The sequence below is a fragment of the Pedobacter sp. KBW01 genome (genome assembly GCF_003852395.1).
In the GTDB taxonomy this organism is placed as follows: Bacteria; Bacteroidota; Bacteroidia; order Sphingobacteriales; family Sphingobacteriaceae; genus Pedobacter.
This window is the reverse complement of the sequence record NZ_QAJQ01000026.1, coordinates 102,541-115,882: the sequence shown is the minus strand read 5'-3', so window position 1 is coordinate 115,882 and position 13,342 is coordinate 102,541. Positions and strand designations below refer to the sequence as shown.

At 37.6% G+C, this 13,342-nt stretch carries 15 protein-coding genes; 9 read left to right on the top strand and 6 right to left on the bottom strand.

Going from position 1 to position 13,342, the window contains the following annotated elements; translation table 11 throughout:
- Nucleotides 1-13 precede the first annotated feature (13 nt).
- From DBR40_RS21970 to DBR40_RS21955, 4 genes are read left to right on the top strand one after another with little or no spacing between them, the layout of a single operon-like run.
- The gene (locus tag DBR40_RS21970; RefSeq protein ID WP_124561883.1) at nt 14-1,273 is read left to right on the top strand and encodes a right-handed parallel beta-helix repeat-containing protein; all 1,260 of its coding nucleotides are present in this window, start codon (nt 14-16) and stop codon (nt 1,271-1,273) included.
- A 1-nt stretch (nt 1,274) separates the two neighbouring features.
- Entirely contained in the window at nt 1,275-2,351 is a 1,077-nt protein-coding gene (locus DBR40_RS21965) for a phytase (protein ID WP_124561882.1), read from the top strand.
- Nucleotides 2,352-2,375: 24 nt separating this feature from the next.
- The gene (locus DBR40_RS27310; RefSeq protein ID WP_124561881.1) at nt 2,376-2,696 is read left to right on the top strand and encodes a helix-turn-helix domain-containing protein; all 321 of its coding nucleotides are present in this window, start codon (nt 2,376-2,378) and stop codon (nt 2,694-2,696) included.
- 45 nt (nt 2,697-2,741) lie between these two features.
- Complete coding sequence (locus DBR40_RS21955; protein ID WP_158674108.1) at nt 2,742-3,056, top strand: hypothetical protein; 315 nt, start codon at nt 2,742-2,744, stop codon at nt 3,054-3,056.
- A gap of 258 nt (nt 3,057-3,314) precedes the next feature.
- On the opposite strand, the gene DBR40_RS21950 is transcribed toward DBR40_RS21955, so the two are convergent.
- Nucleotides 3,315-3,911 carry a GIN domain-containing protein gene (locus DBR40_RS21950; protein WP_124561879.1) on the bottom strand — a complete coding sequence of 199 codons (597 nt, stop codon included), beginning with the start codon at nt 3,909-3,911 and terminating at the stop codon, nt 3,315-3,317.
- 303 nt (nt 3,912-4,214) lie between these two features.
- Between DBR40_RS21950 and DBR40_RS21945 the strand changes: the two genes are divergently transcribed.
- On the top strand, nt 4,215-4,880 hold the full coding sequence (locus DBR40_RS21945; RefSeq protein ID WP_124561878.1) for an FAD-binding oxidoreductase: 666 nt from the start codon (nt 4,215-4,217) through the stop codon (nt 4,878-4,880).
- 42 nt (nt 4,881-4,922) lie between these two features.
- Here the strand turns inward: DBR40_RS21945 and DBR40_RS21940 are convergent, their stop codons facing one another.
- The gene (locus tag DBR40_RS21940) at nt 4,923-5,291 is read right to left on the bottom strand and encodes a winged helix-turn-helix transcriptional regulator (RefSeq protein WP_124561877.1); all 369 of its coding nucleotides are present in this window, start codon (nt 5,289-5,291) and stop codon (nt 4,923-4,925) included.
- 127 nt (nt 5,292-5,418) lie between these two features.
- Between DBR40_RS21940 and DBR40_RS21935 the strand changes: the two genes are divergently transcribed.
- The gene (locus tag DBR40_RS21935) at nt 5,419-6,363 is read left to right on the top strand and encodes a ClpXP adapter SpxH family protein (RefSeq protein WP_233603952.1); all 945 of its coding nucleotides are present in this window, start codon (nt 5,419-5,421) and stop codon (nt 6,361-6,363) included.
- A gap of 354 nt (nt 6,364-6,717) precedes the next feature.
- Entirely contained in the window at nt 6,718-6,942 is a 225-nt protein-coding gene (locus tag DBR40_RS21930) for a hypothetical protein (protein ID WP_124561876.1), read from the top strand.
- A gap of 62 nt (nt 6,943-7,004) precedes the next feature.
- Here DBR40_RS21930 and DBR40_RS21925 read toward each other — a convergent pair whose 3' ends face one another.
- From DBR40_RS21925 to DBR40_RS21910, 4 genes are all read right to left on the bottom strand, one after another.
- Nucleotides 7,005-7,601, bottom strand: a complete 597-nt coding sequence (locus tag DBR40_RS21925; protein ID WP_124561875.1) for a GIN domain-containing protein — start codon at nt 7,599-7,601, stop codon at nt 7,005-7,007.
- 517 nt (nt 7,602-8,118) lie between these two features.
- Nucleotides 8,119-8,562, bottom strand: a complete 444-nt coding sequence (locus tag DBR40_RS21920; RefSeq protein ID WP_124561874.1) for a hypothetical protein — start codon at nt 8,560-8,562, stop codon at nt 8,119-8,121.
- 202 nt (nt 8,563-8,764) lie between these two features.
- On the bottom strand, nt 8,765-9,901 hold the full coding sequence (locus tag DBR40_RS21915) for a sensor histidine kinase (protein WP_124561873.1): 1,137 nt from the start codon (nt 9,899-9,901) through the stop codon (nt 8,765-8,767).
- 221 nt (nt 9,902-10,122) lie between these two features.
- The gene (locus DBR40_RS21910) at nt 10,123-10,854 is read right to left on the bottom strand and encodes a LytR/AlgR family response regulator transcription factor (RefSeq protein ID WP_124561872.1); all 732 of its coding nucleotides are present in this window, start codon (nt 10,852-10,854) and stop codon (nt 10,123-10,125) included.
- A gap of 526 nt (nt 10,855-11,380) precedes the next feature.
- Between DBR40_RS21910 and DBR40_RS21905 the strand changes: the two genes are divergently transcribed.
- Together DBR40_RS21905 and DBR40_RS21900 are read left to right on the top strand one after the other, a co-directional pair.
- Nucleotides 11,381-11,968 (top strand): RNA polymerase sigma factor, encoded by a 588-nt coding sequence (locus DBR40_RS21905; protein WP_124561871.1) that lies wholly within the window; start codon nt 11,381-11,383, stop codon nt 11,966-11,968.
- A 56-nt stretch (nt 11,969-12,024) separates the two neighbouring features.
- Nucleotides 12,025-13,233 (top strand): FecR family protein, encoded by a 1,209-nt coding sequence (locus DBR40_RS21900; RefSeq protein ID WP_124561870.1) that lies wholly within the window; start codon nt 12,025-12,027, stop codon nt 13,231-13,233.
- Nucleotides 13,234-13,342 lie beyond the last annotated feature (109 nt).

The following is a 13,342-nucleotide window of genomic DNA, read 5'->3' as shown; positions in this document are numbered from 1 at the left end:
AAAAGATAAAGACATGAAATCAAATCAGATTTTTAAACTACTTGTGCTTGCCTTGCTGGCTCTGGCAGGATGTGAAAAAGCCAATATTGATGTTGATGCTACTGCCGTAGACGGTTCGGCCATTGGAGAAGTATCGGGCATTTGGGCAAAGGGGAGTACCCAGGTAATTAAAGGCGATATCATTATTCCCGAAGGGAAATCGCTTACCATTGAAGAAGGCGTTACGGTTTTAATGGATACCATTGCTAAACCCGAAATTATTGTAAAAGGTAATTTATACGCATTAGGAACGGCAGAGAATCCAATCAAGTTTACCGTAAATGAGTTTTATAAAACGGCTCAAAAGAAATTCGGCAAACTTTGGGGGGGGATTTTGGCTGGGCCAACCTGCGATGAGCTGGTGCTCGATCACGCCATTATTGAATATGGTGGCTCTACCACTTCCGATGCTTCAACTTCGGTAAAAATGGGACTTTACAAAGCTGTAGCAGGCGAAAACCTTCCGGCACTCTGGTTCGCCAATGCAAAAGGAAGATTGGTAGTGCAGAACAGTATATTCAGGAACCTGCAGGAAGATTGTACTTATATTGAGGGTGGAAGAATAATTTTTGCCAATAATGTGTTTTACACTACAGGGGTAACTGGAGGTGAGGCCATGAACTTTAAATCGGGATGTTTAGCAGATATTGCCTACAACCTGGTTTACAGCACCAATACCAATGCACTAAAACTATCAAATACCGGCGATAAAACACCACAAACTTACATTATAGCCTATAACAATACGATGGTTAACACCGGTTGGAGAAGACCAACAGCAAAGGGTGGCTCAATTTGGTTGGAAAGTACAGTGCGTGCAGATTTATACAATAACCTTTTTGCCAACACCCGTTTTGGTGTAAAAAGGGATCCGAAAAAACCAGAAGACGCCCGTTCTGCTTACAGCAATAACTGGTATTATGGATACGACCAGGCTACAGTTAACCAGTTTCAACCAACAGGAGATATTATTGCTGGGAAAAATGATGTGATTGGCACAGCTGCTGGCGCTAACGATCCAAAATTTGTTAACTACCCATTAAATACCGCAGTCAATAATGCGGATTTCAACACCGCCTGGGATTTTCATTTACAGGGCAATTCGCCAGCTTTGGGTAAAGGGATTACTAATTTTACCCGCCACCACGCGGCTGGCATCGTAATGAAAAATGGTATTACTTATATTTCACCGGCACCATCTACTTTTGTAGGTGCTTACGGTACTAAAATTTAAAATGAAGAATAGAATTATTATACCCGTTGCAGCAATTGCAATTTTAACACTTTGCTTTTCTTGCAACGGAATTGCACAAAAAGCTGATAGCACTGCGGTAAAGCCGCTTTATGTTTCGGAACCGGTTGATTTTGATACCGATGATCCTGCCATTTGGGTTAACCCGGCAGATGCCTCACAATCTTTGGTAATTGGTACCGATAAAGATGCAAACGGAGGTTTGTATGTTTTTGATCTGAAAGGGAAAATCATCAAATCGAAAACTGTTAAAGGTTTGCAAAGGCCCGATAATGTGGATATTGCTTACGGATTAAATCTTGGAGGGAAGAAAACTGATATTGCCATAACTACTGAAAGATTGAGTCATAAGCTCAGAATTTACTCTCTTCCGGATATGAAACCGGTAGACAATGGGGGTATTCCGGTTTTTGTTGGGGAAACAGGTGCAGAGTTCCGCGATTTGATGGGCATATCGATGTACACAGACCCTGACGGAAAAATATATGCAATTGTTGGCCGTAAAACTGGTCCGAAAGCTGGAGGTTACCTTTGGCAATACTTATTAACCGACGATGGCAATGGGCATGTTAAAGCCGATTTGGTAAGGAAATTTGGGAACTACAGTGGCAAAAAAGAAATCGAAGCCATTGCCGTTGATAATGAACTGGGCTATGTATACTATTGCGATGAGCAGTTTGGCGTACGTAAATATTACGCAGATCCGGCTAAAGGGAACAAGGAACTTGCACTATTTGGTCAGGGCGACTTTGCGGTGGACAATGAAGGCATAGCCATTTATAAAACTGCCGAAAACAAAGGTTATGTATTGGTTTCTGATCAGGGAGCCAGACAGTTAAAAGTTTACAACAGGGAAGGTAAAGCGGGTGCACCTAATCAGCACCCATTATTGGCCACTATCAAATACGCGGCTAACCAAACCGACGGAATTGATGTGGTATCGGTACCTTTAAATAGTGACTTTAAACATGGGTTGCTGGTAGCGATGAGCGATGATAAAACTTTTCATTTTTACCGCTGGGAAGATATCGCGGGCAATAATTTAACTGTAAACCCGTAACATGCAACAGTATACTGTTGTTTTATGCGTGAATTAATAACCTGTAATCGTGAATTACACAAAAAACAACATTTTTATGTTGTTTTTTGTGTTTTTTATGTTGTAAAGAACAGAATGATGTCGATTTCACTGGGTTCGGTTATTAAAAAAAGAAGAAAAGAGTTAGGGCTCACACAGTCTCGATTATCCGCAATTGCAGAGGTCAGTCCCACTACATTGCGTGAGATAGAATTGGGAAAAGTGAATCCTGGTGTAGACGTTGTTAGTCGGATATTGGATATACTAGGTATGGAACTTTGTGCTGTAGTTAAAAATATATCGGAAATAGATCATGAGGCGAGCTGAAATCTTTTTTCAAATGGGGATGCTCATTTGAAAAATTTTGGGTTGTTGGAAACTACTCACGGTGATTTCACACTTAGCCCAGCCTATGATCTTTTGAATACCAGGATACATGTTGACGTTCCAGATTTTGCACTCGAGGGCGGGCTTTTTGCCGATGATTTCAGATCAGGAAAGTGGAAAATAAATAATTCGCCTAATGAACTCGATTTTCTTGAGTTTGGTAGAAGATTGGGAATTTCAGAGAAACGGAGAGAAGTGTTAATAGCCACGTTTTTACTAAGACAGGATAAGGTTTCAGGGTTAATTGAGAGTTCATATCTTGCCCCCGCAGCAGCAAAAAACATATCTGCTGCATTATAATAAACGTAGGAACCTGCTGAAATAATTTAGATACTTTTCTAACAGCTGTTTTATGCTAATGTTATGATCTTTAAAAATGGCCTTATCGTATTGATTGTCGGTTGTTAAGTTGTGTAAAGACAAGCGAGGAGAGTGAGGTAGATGTGTGGTAGTTAGTTGTTTATGAAGGCCGGGCCACTTAAAGTGAAAAGTCGGAAGAAAAATCTTCCGACCATGAATGGGCCAAGGCCGCTTTTTTGTTATTAAATCTTCGGGTAATTATTTTGCTAAAGCTGCAGTTCTTTGGGCAGCTTCCGGAGTATTCATTTCTGTATTTACAGCTGCAAAACGATCTAAGTTTAATTTTGGTGTGCTTCCCATTACCAGGCTATGGTTTTGAGTTGTTCCACTTAATTTTAAATCTGCATGGTCTGCAATAACGGTGTACAAGCTTTCAGTTTTCGAGTCGATTTTCGCTACTGCATTTCCGCTTAAAAATACCTGAAGGTTAGTTACATTTAATTTACCTGTTGTTTTTACAACTGCATCATCAGATGCCATTACGCGGTAAATGCTTTTTACATAAACAGTAACTTTAGCTACCTGGTTATCTGCCGAGGTAATTTTTAAAGCTGTTCCGTCCTGGATCACTTTTACTTTTCCGCTATTGTCATCAGCATAGCTAATGCCTTCAGTTCCGTTTTGGATCAAGGTTACTTCTACATTTCCGCTCACTACTACTTTATCGAAGTTTTTAGGAGCAGAGATTTTAACAGGTTGTTTTTCGGTAGCCATAACAGGTGTAGAGAAGATTGAAGTGCTTAAAACAACAGCTGCCATTAAAGATTTTGCTAGGGTTGAGAATGAAGTTTTCATAATATTTTCGTTTTATAGTTTTAGAATATTTTGTGAATGTTTTAATAATAAGACGGCAAGAGGGGAGAAACGTTTCAGCGGTTTTGGCCGTATTATACCAACGGCTGTAACTTCTCGACGAACGCCGTTTTAAATCGGGCAAAAAATGACTGGTCTGATTGAAAATGTAAACCGTTTATTCACTTATCGCCCTTTAAATGCATAAAGCCATTAAATTTATTCGCATTTTTATATAGAAAAACAACCAATATATGTCTGCCTGTTAAAGCAGCCAGATATGTTAAATAGCTAAAAACAAAGGTTATGGAATTTACAGTTAGTATTAATGCAATATCGCAGGTAACACATAATGTAAAGTGTCTTCGTTTTGATAAACCGGAGAATTACCATTTTGTTCCTGGTCATGCTGCCGATGTATCCATCAATAAGCCTGAATGGGTTGAGCAAAAGCGGCCATTTACCTTTACGGCTTTAGCAGATAAACCTTATCTTGAATTCACCATAAAATGCTATACTGATCATGACGGGGTAACCAATCAGATAGGGCAGTTAAAAGTTGGCGATCAATTAGTGATTTCCGATTCATGGGGAGCCATTGAGTACAAGGGCGAAGGTTGTTTTATTGCAGGTGGCGCGGGTATTACACCTTTTATAGCTATACTCAGGCAGTTACATCAGGAAGGAAAAGCAAAAGGCAATAAATTGTTTTTTTCGAATAAAACTGAAGCCGATATCATTTACAATGAAGAGTTAACAGAAATTCTTGGCGAAGATGCTGTGTTTTTGCTGAGTAGCCAGGCATCCACCCGCTATGAAAACGCACGCATTAACGAAGCTTTCATTAATGCCAATATCGAAGATTTTAATCAACCGTTTTACATCTGCGGTCCGGATTTGATGATAGAAGAGATTGCTGCCATTTTAGTAAATAAAGGGGCAAACCCCGAAATGGTTGTATTTGAAAAGTAAGGGGTTAAATGCCCTGGTGCTGGCTTGAAATCTATACTTCAGTTAAGCATCTGTTTTTTCATACATGGCGTTTCTATAAGCCGTTCCCCATTTTGCAATTTCATCTATAATGGGTTTCAGTGTGCTACCATATTGGGTAACTTCATATTCTACCGTAATCGGTTTGGTATCCAAAACAGTACGGCTAACAAGTTGATTCATTTCCATGTCCTGTAATTCCTTTGAAAGCATTTTTGCAGCTATGCCATCTATTTCGCGCAACAAATCCATAAAACGCATTTTACCACCTTCAAGCAAGGTGCCCAGGATGTGAAACTTCCACTTGCCCGATAAAACCTCCATGGTATCCTTAATGGCTGTTATCCTTCCTTTACAAATGTTAGTGTTATTTACCGTCTGGTTTTTCTTCATCTCAATTAATTTTCCAATTATTCTATAAAACTAGAGAAACTCCAGATAGTTTCCAATGGGTAAGTAGTTTCCAATTGGAAACTGATAACGTTTGTAAACTGACAGGATTTTAAATTTGCCCAAGCGAATGAATAAGCTTAAAAACATGTCAGACAACACTATAAAAAATAACCCATTGCTGTGCAATCCTGAATCTGGTATTTGTGAAATGCCAGATTTTAGCGCTGAAGAATTTGATGCGACTGAGGTTGTGGCGAAAGTAAATCCCGTTAAAGTAATTTATTTTACCGACCCGATTTGTTCTACCTGTTGGGGAATAGAACCTCAGCTTAGAAAACTAAAACTGGAATATGGCAGTAGTGTAGAAATTGAATATCGTATGGGTGGTTTATTGCCTGATTGGAGCTATAATAGCGGGGGGATTAGTAAGCCATCAGATGTAGCGCATCATTGGGATGAAGTAAGTACGTATTACGATATGCCAATTGATGGTGATGTTTGGCTGGAAGACCCGCTCGATTCTTCTTATCCACCATCAATTGCTTTTAAAGCAGCACAACTGCAAGATCATGAAAAAGCGATTTTGTTTTTAAGGATCATAAGAGAAATGGTTTTCATGCAGAAAAAGAATATTACCAGATGGGAACATCTGGCAACAGCGGCTAAAAATTCAGGATTGGATATTGAACAATTAAAATCAGATTTCGAAGGTCCGGCAAAAACAGCTTTCGAAGCAGATTTGAAAGCGGCCAGAGCATACGGTGTGAGGGGGTTTCCTTCCTTGTTTTTTGAAGGAAATAACGGAGAAAGAGAATTTATTTATGGAGCTAAGCCTTATACCCATTATGAAATGGCGGTTTTAAAGCTATATCCTGATGCCATCAAAACAGGATATAGTAAAGACTGGGAAGCGCTTTTTGGTAAATATATCTCGCTTACTGCTAAAGAATTTACCGAACTCTCTGGTGTGAAACGAAACGTGGCTGAACAGTTATTAAATGACCTGGTGCTTAAAGGAAACCTTGAAAAGCTAACAACAAAAAATGGTTGCATCTGGCGACTAAAAGCTTAATCTTCTTTCACTATTTCTAAACTGCGATGTAGTTCACGGTTTAAAATATTGATTGCCCAAAACTCATTGTTTAGATGATTTAAAGCAAAAATAGCATCAGTTATAGTCAAAATTTGAGGAGTGTATGGAAATGGGGATTTCTATCTTAATCATATAAATCATTCAATGCCGCTATAATTGATCAACTAAGCCTTATCTATACAAGTTTTACTGGTTAGGATTTAGGAAGCAGCTTGATTAATCTGTAATGGATGATTTTTTAATTGATTATTTGGCACATTGTAAAAATGTAAGCGATAGCCTGCAAACAATTGCGAAAGATCTTTTAACACTTTAAGGTTGTGAACGATGAGAATGTCCAGGAAGATAATTGAAACAAAAGAAAAACAGTCCGTTGTGCGGATTAGCAGGTATATCACCATTGATGAACTTGAAGACTTGATAGAGGGACAGTTGGTATATGATGAAAAAGGGATGTCGGCTATTTTACTTGACATAGAAATAAAAGCCTATAAAACGGAAAAGCATGTTTACATTAAACTTTCTTCCAATCCAAAAACCATACTGATTATTAAGTAAGTCTCATTTAAAACAAGAAAAGCGACCGAAGTCGCTTTTCTTGTTTTAAAAACTTGTAATGTTTATTTTGATAAGGCTGCAGTTTGTACTGTAACTTCCGGAGTGTTCATTTCTGTATTTACCGCTGCGAAACGATCTAAGTTTAATTTTGGTGTACTTCCCATTACCAGGCTATGGTTTTGAGTAGTTCCGCTTAATTTTAAATCTGCACGGTCTGCAATAACAGTATATAAGCTTTCAGTTTTCGAGTCGATTTTGGCCACTGCATTTCCGCTTAAAAATACCTGAAGGTTGGTTACGTTTAATTTGCCTTCGGTTTTTACAACTGCATCATCTGAGGCCATTACGCGGTAAATGCTTTTTACATAAACAGTAACTTTAGCCACTTCGTTATCCGCTGAAGTGATTTTTAAAGCTGTTCCATCCTGGATCACCTTTACTTTTCCAGTATTGTCATCAGCATAGCTAATACCCTCTTTACCGTTTTGGATCAGGGTTACTTCTACATTTCCGCTTACTACTACTTTATCGAAGTTTTTAGGAGCAGAGATTTTAACAGGTTGTTTTTCGGTAGCCATCACAGTTGTAGAGAAAATTGAAGTGCTTAAAACAACAGCTGCCATTAAAGATTTTGCTAGGGTTGAAATTGAAGTTTTCATAATATTTTTGTTTTATAGTTTTAGAATAATTTGTGAATGTTTTAATAATAAGACGCTAGGAGGTGCTAAACGTTGCAACGGTTTTGGCCGTATTATACCAACGGCTGTAAGTTCTCGACGAACGGCGTTTTAAATCGGGTAAAAAATGACTGGTCTTTTTTTATTACCAGTTACACTCGCTAAAACAATTGGCAGATTGGATGGTAAGTTTCTCATGCAGGGTTGCCGGGTGATGGACCAAATGAGTATTGGCTGATTTCAGTGATAGCGGCTTTAGCTATTGGCTATGGCCTAATTTATACGATGATAGTTTAAGATAGAGTAAAAAAACAGGGAGAAGAGAAGGCAATGGGGTCGTATAGCTTTACTTAAAAGACAGATAAGTAGTGTTACTAACCATGAATCAGCTTTACGTGGTTTTAAAAAACCGATGATCGGAGAGGAAAAAAGACTGGTTTTCCTGCTTATGGCAAATTTTACTTTTGTATTTAAATTTATAGTTTTGTCCTTTATAGCGCTACATTTCCATTGCAGTCCTTATCTTGTTTTGATCATTTCCGTCAAACTCACTCCAATACTCGAAGCCTATTGTTTTTGAATATTTTTTATTCTGAATATTCTCTTCATATATCGCTGAAAGCTGTTCTTGAATTTTTAGAATGGAATCAAAGCCTTCAAGAAAAGGAGTATTAATGTATAGCGACCCGTATTTTGGTAGTGAACTCAAGAATGGGTATTCGCGCTTTGGGAGCCCAATAACATATTCCTCTATATCGTCAAATCTGGATATAATATAAGGCTGTGAAGAAGCTTGTAGTTCCTCAAATAGGGTATCTAGACTAAAGTTTTGTCTATCGCCAAATTCTCTTTCTGCCCCAATCAAAAAGGGTAGGGTGAGTCCGTTCTTATCCTCTACTGTACACCAAAGGTATACCAGTTTACGCCATAATGATTTTTCCATATATACTGATGATTATTTGGCTACCATATGCCATCTCCAAAATAAATATACGCACATTTTGGTCAGGAGGGGACTATATCAGCAAAAGGTTTTCACTAAGATTCACTTTTGTGCCTGTAAAATATCAGAGATCCAATGGATGTTTCTTTTTTTATTCAGGAGCTTAACGAATCAGTATATTGTTTAATTTATAATCAGCGGATTAAAGTTTAACCTTTTTCAGTATAGCTAGTTCTACTTCAATCTGTACGCTGAAATATCCTTCCAGCGTATTTTTGTAAGAAAAGGAACATTTAGAACCATAAGCACTATTAAGCCGCTCCTTCAAATTATCTAGTCCTATGCTTTCCCCAGAACTATTGATATCGGTATTGATAAGATTAATTGTTTCGACTACGAGTTTATCTTTGCGTATGAGTAAGTTAAAGATTCCTGGAGCTGATGGGTCACTTAGATTTCCATGTTTGAAAATGTTTTCCAGTAGAGTAAGTAGAACAAGGTGGATAAAATGGTAATTATAAACCTCCCTATCGACATTGAAATTTAAATAGGCTGTTCCTGATTTTGGTATTAGCCAAAGATCAATGAGGCTTTTTGAATGAGCTATTTCAATTGATAGTGGTGGATTTTCTTCAGCATGCTCAGCATCTAGCGCAAATCGCATTATTTTAGAAAGCCTCACTACAGCTTCAGCAGCTTTAGGTTCACTTTTTTGAATTAGGCTAAAGATGTAATTGAGCGTGTTGAAAAGGAAATGAGGATTAATCTGTGCTTTCAGGTAAACCAGTTTAGCCTGAGTTAACTCAAGTTGCAGCCTTTGCTCTTTAATCTGGTTTTCAAGACTTAGGCGTTCGAGGTTTTCGCGGATATCTCTTTCCTTGACGTAAGTTCTGAAGTAATAGAAAAGAAAGGCTAATGCTAGGAAATACAGGCTTCTCCAAGCGGCACCCCCAATATACCTGGCATTGAAGTTTAATGCTCTTCCGAGATCTTTATCCATAAGTTTGAAAGAGAGATCTAGTAGTCCTTTGCTTATAATTAATAGAGAGAACGCTGCAGCCAAAAAAATGGGAAGTCTCCAAACCCATTGTTTGCCATATCTCAGAGAGTAAGGAATTACCCATAACGAAGTAAGGTAGAAAAAGAAGATGTTGATCACATAGTGAGTCACAATACGATCCAGTTTAGCGACTATTCCCATCGCAAATGATATTGTGTATAGCTCATAAGTGATCAAAAGTAACCATGCCAGTATATGCCAATAATATGTCTTTTTAGGATTTTCAAGACCAGTTTTTACGTTAAAAGGGACTTTAGTATAAGTAATATGACTTAACATAGCTATTGAATAAATTCTTATTTATCTTATGTTTTTAGTAAATTGGTTTTATGAAAAAACAGCTCTCTCCTAAACTGACCAAAAAAACGGTATTTACTTTTCGATCAATGAATATGATAAGGAAAATAAGTACTGATCCTACAGAAACAACAATGACCATTGTTACCACAACATCAACGGATACCATAGCAACTTTTCGGTAGCTTGTTATTAAGGATTCTCTATTTTCTAAAGAGTAGGGTGTTGTCTTCTAGGTACCGGACAAAATCAGCTTTGTAAGGAACAGTCATGAGTACATCATACTTCTGCAGGTGTATGGTGTTCCCTTGAATTGAATGTACATAGTCGGTATTTATGATGTAAGACTTATGTACCCTGAAAAATCTAGTGTTGCCCAAGAGTTTTTGAACCATCTCCTGCAATGAATAATAGATGGTATAATGTGTTTCAGAAGTAAAAATGTGTAGATAGTTTCCTGCTGCTTGGATATAAATAATGTCTTCTTTCAAAACCTTCACCCGATATCCCCTTTCTCCAACCCTAAGATAAAATGCATCATTGTCTTCATCCAAAGGATTATCAAAACATTCAAGTAACACCGTGTATACCTTTTGGGAAAAGATATCAAGGTCAATGGGTTTTAATAAATAGTGTTTAGCTCGTAGGTCGAAAGCTTTTACTGCATATTCGGCAAAGGCTGTCGTAAAGATAATATTCGGGAAAGAATGCCTCACCGATTCGGCGAAATTGATCCCCGTTAGCCCAGGCATATCGATATCAAGAAAAATAAGGTCTAGTTTATTTTTTAAACTGTTTATCTCAGATAGTGCTTTAATTGGATTTGTATAGGTTTGTAAAATCTGTAACCTAGGGATTTCTGCAATGTGATTGGCAATTACTTTAATTGCAAACGGATCATCGTCAATAATAACGCAGTTAATAATGTTTTTCATATAGGAATTTAAGGCTCACTAAATTAAATATTCTTATTTTGTTTAAATCATGCTGAAAGTACTATCTGTAACGGAAAGTGTGCTATTCGTGTAGCTGTGATGAAAAGCTAACCAAGTTCTAGTGATGATCTTGCTGATTTTAGTGCATTATAATTTTCGTTGGAAAGACATTTTAATGAAAACGAAAAGGATCAACCCTCCCTGATCTCTTTGGCCTATATATTTACAGCTTTTAAGTTTCTTGGAGTGAGATATGTCTTTGCCTGGTGTCCAGTAATTGATTTAGCTAAATCTCTGGCAATTCCGTTGGATAGAGCGAATACAAAACCTTCATTATCTTTTGAATTTTTCGTTTTGCTTATTTTCAACTTTTGAGGATTCAACTCAACAAAACGGTGAGGTTTCCGTAAAATATTTTAATATGAATGGAGCGGCTAGTTCTAAAAATAACACGGCGGAGGTATTTACCTCTTAGCAGGTACAATTTCTGTTAATTTTTGTAGTTTAGAATTTTTAACCAAACCAAATGAGCATTTATAAAGAGTACAGTGAAAAAAAACTGCTTAGTCTTCTCGCGCAAGGAGATACCGATGCCCTAAGTAGTCTGTATTATTTACATGTTAAACAATTAAATTATTTTGTCTTAAGGACGGCTAAGTCATCACCACTAGCCGAGGATGTTGTGCATGATACTTTTATTAAGGTTTGGGAAAATCGTGAGAAAATTGATTGTGAGCAACCATTTAAGCCATATTTGTATACGATTGCCCGCAGGCACCTGCTTAATCTGTTAAGACGTGCACAACATGAAGTGAGCATTATGGAGGAGTTGAAAAAAAACACAATCAGCAAAGAGAATGTTACCGAGCACCTGATCGACTATACTGAAAGCAGTTCGATATTCATGGAAGCAATAAATAGTTTGCCTGCACAAAGGAAAGAAGTCTTTATTCGTTGCCGGATTCAAGGGCTTACTTATAAACAAGCTGCAATAGAATTGGGTATTTCTGAAAGTACCGTTAATAGTCAAATGGTTAAAGCTCTTAAAACTATTAGAGGTTTTATCTCCTTACGAACTGCCGTTCTGCTCTTAATGGCAGCTGTTACAAAATAATTATTTTTTTTTCATCACAGTAGATGTATTGTTGTCACCATTTGTATTAGTTACAAATGAAGGAAAAATTGAACAACGAGATCATACAGCTATTTATAAAGTATTTAAACAATCAATGTAGTAAAACAGAACTTGAAAAGGTACTTAAGCTGATTGAGGAGGGAAGTTATAAAAGTGAATGGGAATTTGTAATTACTGAAGATGCAGCGGCATTGGTAAATAGCAACCATCAAACGGAAATGCCAGTTGAAGTAATTTCCGGGCTTCACGATAAAATACAAAACACCATTACCGAAGAAAACAATAAAACTTCAGCCCTCTCACTGCAGGTTTCATATTGGCGGAAAATTGCGGCTGCTGCAGCCATCCTAATTACATTGAGCATAGGAACTTTCTATTATTTCTCCAAGCAAAAGAATACAAGTGACTTAGTTCGGGATATAGCCCCCGGTGGTAGTAAGGCAATACTTACATTGGCGAATGGCAGAAAAATAATCCTTACCGATGCAAAAAATGGGCAACTGGCTGCGCTGGGTAACGTGGTGGTAACCAAACTTGCTAATGGAAAGATAATCTATAGCGTAAAACCGGGTAAAACCGGCGAGGCATCACCTAATACAATAGAAACACCAAAGGGGGGACAGTACCAGGTTATATTGCCTGATGGAAGTAGAGTTTTACTAAATGCGGCTTCAGTCTTGACTTATCCTGCTTCATTTGCAGGCCTTAAAGAGCGACGTGTGTTGTTAAAGGGGGAAGCATATTTTGAGGTGGCAAAAGTGCTGATGAAGGATAAAGAAGTGAAGCAAAGGATACCATTTATCGTAGTAACCGGTAACCAGGAAATAAAAGTGTTGGGTACACACTTTAATGTAAATAGCTATTCAGATGAACCGCAAACCAAAACTACATTGATTGAAGGATCTGTACAGGTTATATCAGCAGGAACAAAAAAAGTCCTTCTTCCTGGTGAGCAGGCTATAGTAGGCCCCAATGGACTGTCCATTTCTGAAGCTAATATTGATGAGGTCTTAGCTTGGAAAAATGGGTATTTTATGTTTGAAAGCGAAGACATAGAATCAGTAATGAGGAAGATTGCCCGATGGTATGACGTCGATGTTGTATTTGAAGGCGATAAACCTAAAGATAGATTTGGTGGTACTGTTAGCCGTTTCAGTAATGTTTCCCAAGTACTCCGAAAATTAGAATTAACCAATAAGATTCACTTTAGAATAGAAGAAAGGAGGATTATAGTTACCAAATAACAACTTAACTTATGAAGTAATCTTAAAAAGAAAAAAGCCAGAAGTGCTTGCAACACAACTGGCCAATGCCTGGATTACTTAGTCAATAAATGCGATTTAACCAACTTTA

What these genes read in the sequence shown, in the direction of transcription:
- DBR40_RS21970 (WP_124561883.1), top strand. Translation starts at nt 14, where the DNA reads ATGAAATCAAATCAGATTTTTAAACTACTTGTGCTTGCCTTGCTGGCT.
- DBR40_RS21965 (WP_124561882.1), top strand. Translation starts at nt 1,275, where the DNA reads ATGAAGAATAGAATTATTATACCCGTTGCAGCAATTGCAATTTTAACA.
- DBR40_RS27310 (WP_124561881.1), top strand. Translation starts at nt 2,376, where the DNA reads ATGCGTGAATTAATAACCTGTAATCGTGAATTACACAAAAAACAACAT.
- DBR40_RS21950 (WP_124561879.1), bottom strand. Translation starts at nt 3,911, where the DNA reads ATGAAAACTTCATTCTCAACCCTAGCAAAATCTTTAATGGCAGCTGTT.
- DBR40_RS21945 (WP_124561878.1), top strand. Translation starts at nt 4,215, where the DNA reads ATGGAATTTACAGTTAGTATTAATGCAATATCGCAGGTAACACATAAT.
- DBR40_RS21940 (WP_124561877.1), bottom strand. Translation starts at nt 5,291, where the DNA reads ATGAAGAAAAACCAGACGGTAAATAACACTAACATTTGTAAAGGAAGG.
- DBR40_RS21935 (WP_233603952.1), top strand. Translation starts at nt 5,419, where the DNA reads ATGAATAAGCTTAAAAACATGTCAGACAACACTATAAAAAATAACCCA.
- DBR40_RS21930 (WP_124561876.1), top strand. Translation starts at nt 6,718, where the DNA reads ATGTCCAGGAAGATAATTGAAACAAAAGAAAAACAGTCCGTTGTGCGG.
- DBR40_RS21925 (WP_124561875.1), bottom strand. Translation starts at nt 7,601, where the DNA reads ATGAAAACTTCAATTTCAACCCTAGCAAAATCTTTAATGGCAGCTGTT.
- DBR40_RS21920 (WP_124561874.1), bottom strand. Translation starts at nt 8,562, where the DNA reads ATGGAAAAATCATTATGGCGTAAACTGGTATACCTTTGGTGTACAGTA.
- DBR40_RS21915 (WP_124561873.1), bottom strand. Translation starts at nt 9,901, where the DNA reads ATGTTAAGTCATATTACTTATACTAAAGTCCCTTTTAACGTAAAAACT.
- DBR40_RS21910 (WP_124561872.1), bottom strand. Translation starts at nt 10,854, where the DNA reads ATGAAAAACATTATTAACTGCGTTATTATTGACGATGATCCGTTTGCA.
- DBR40_RS21905 (WP_124561871.1), top strand. Translation starts at nt 11,381, where the DNA reads ATGAGCATTTATAAAGAGTACAGTGAAAAAAAACTGCTTAGTCTTCTC.
- DBR40_RS21900 (WP_124561870.1), top strand. Translation starts at nt 12,025, where the DNA reads ATGAAGGAAAAATTGAACAACGAGATCATACAGCTATTTATAAAGTAT.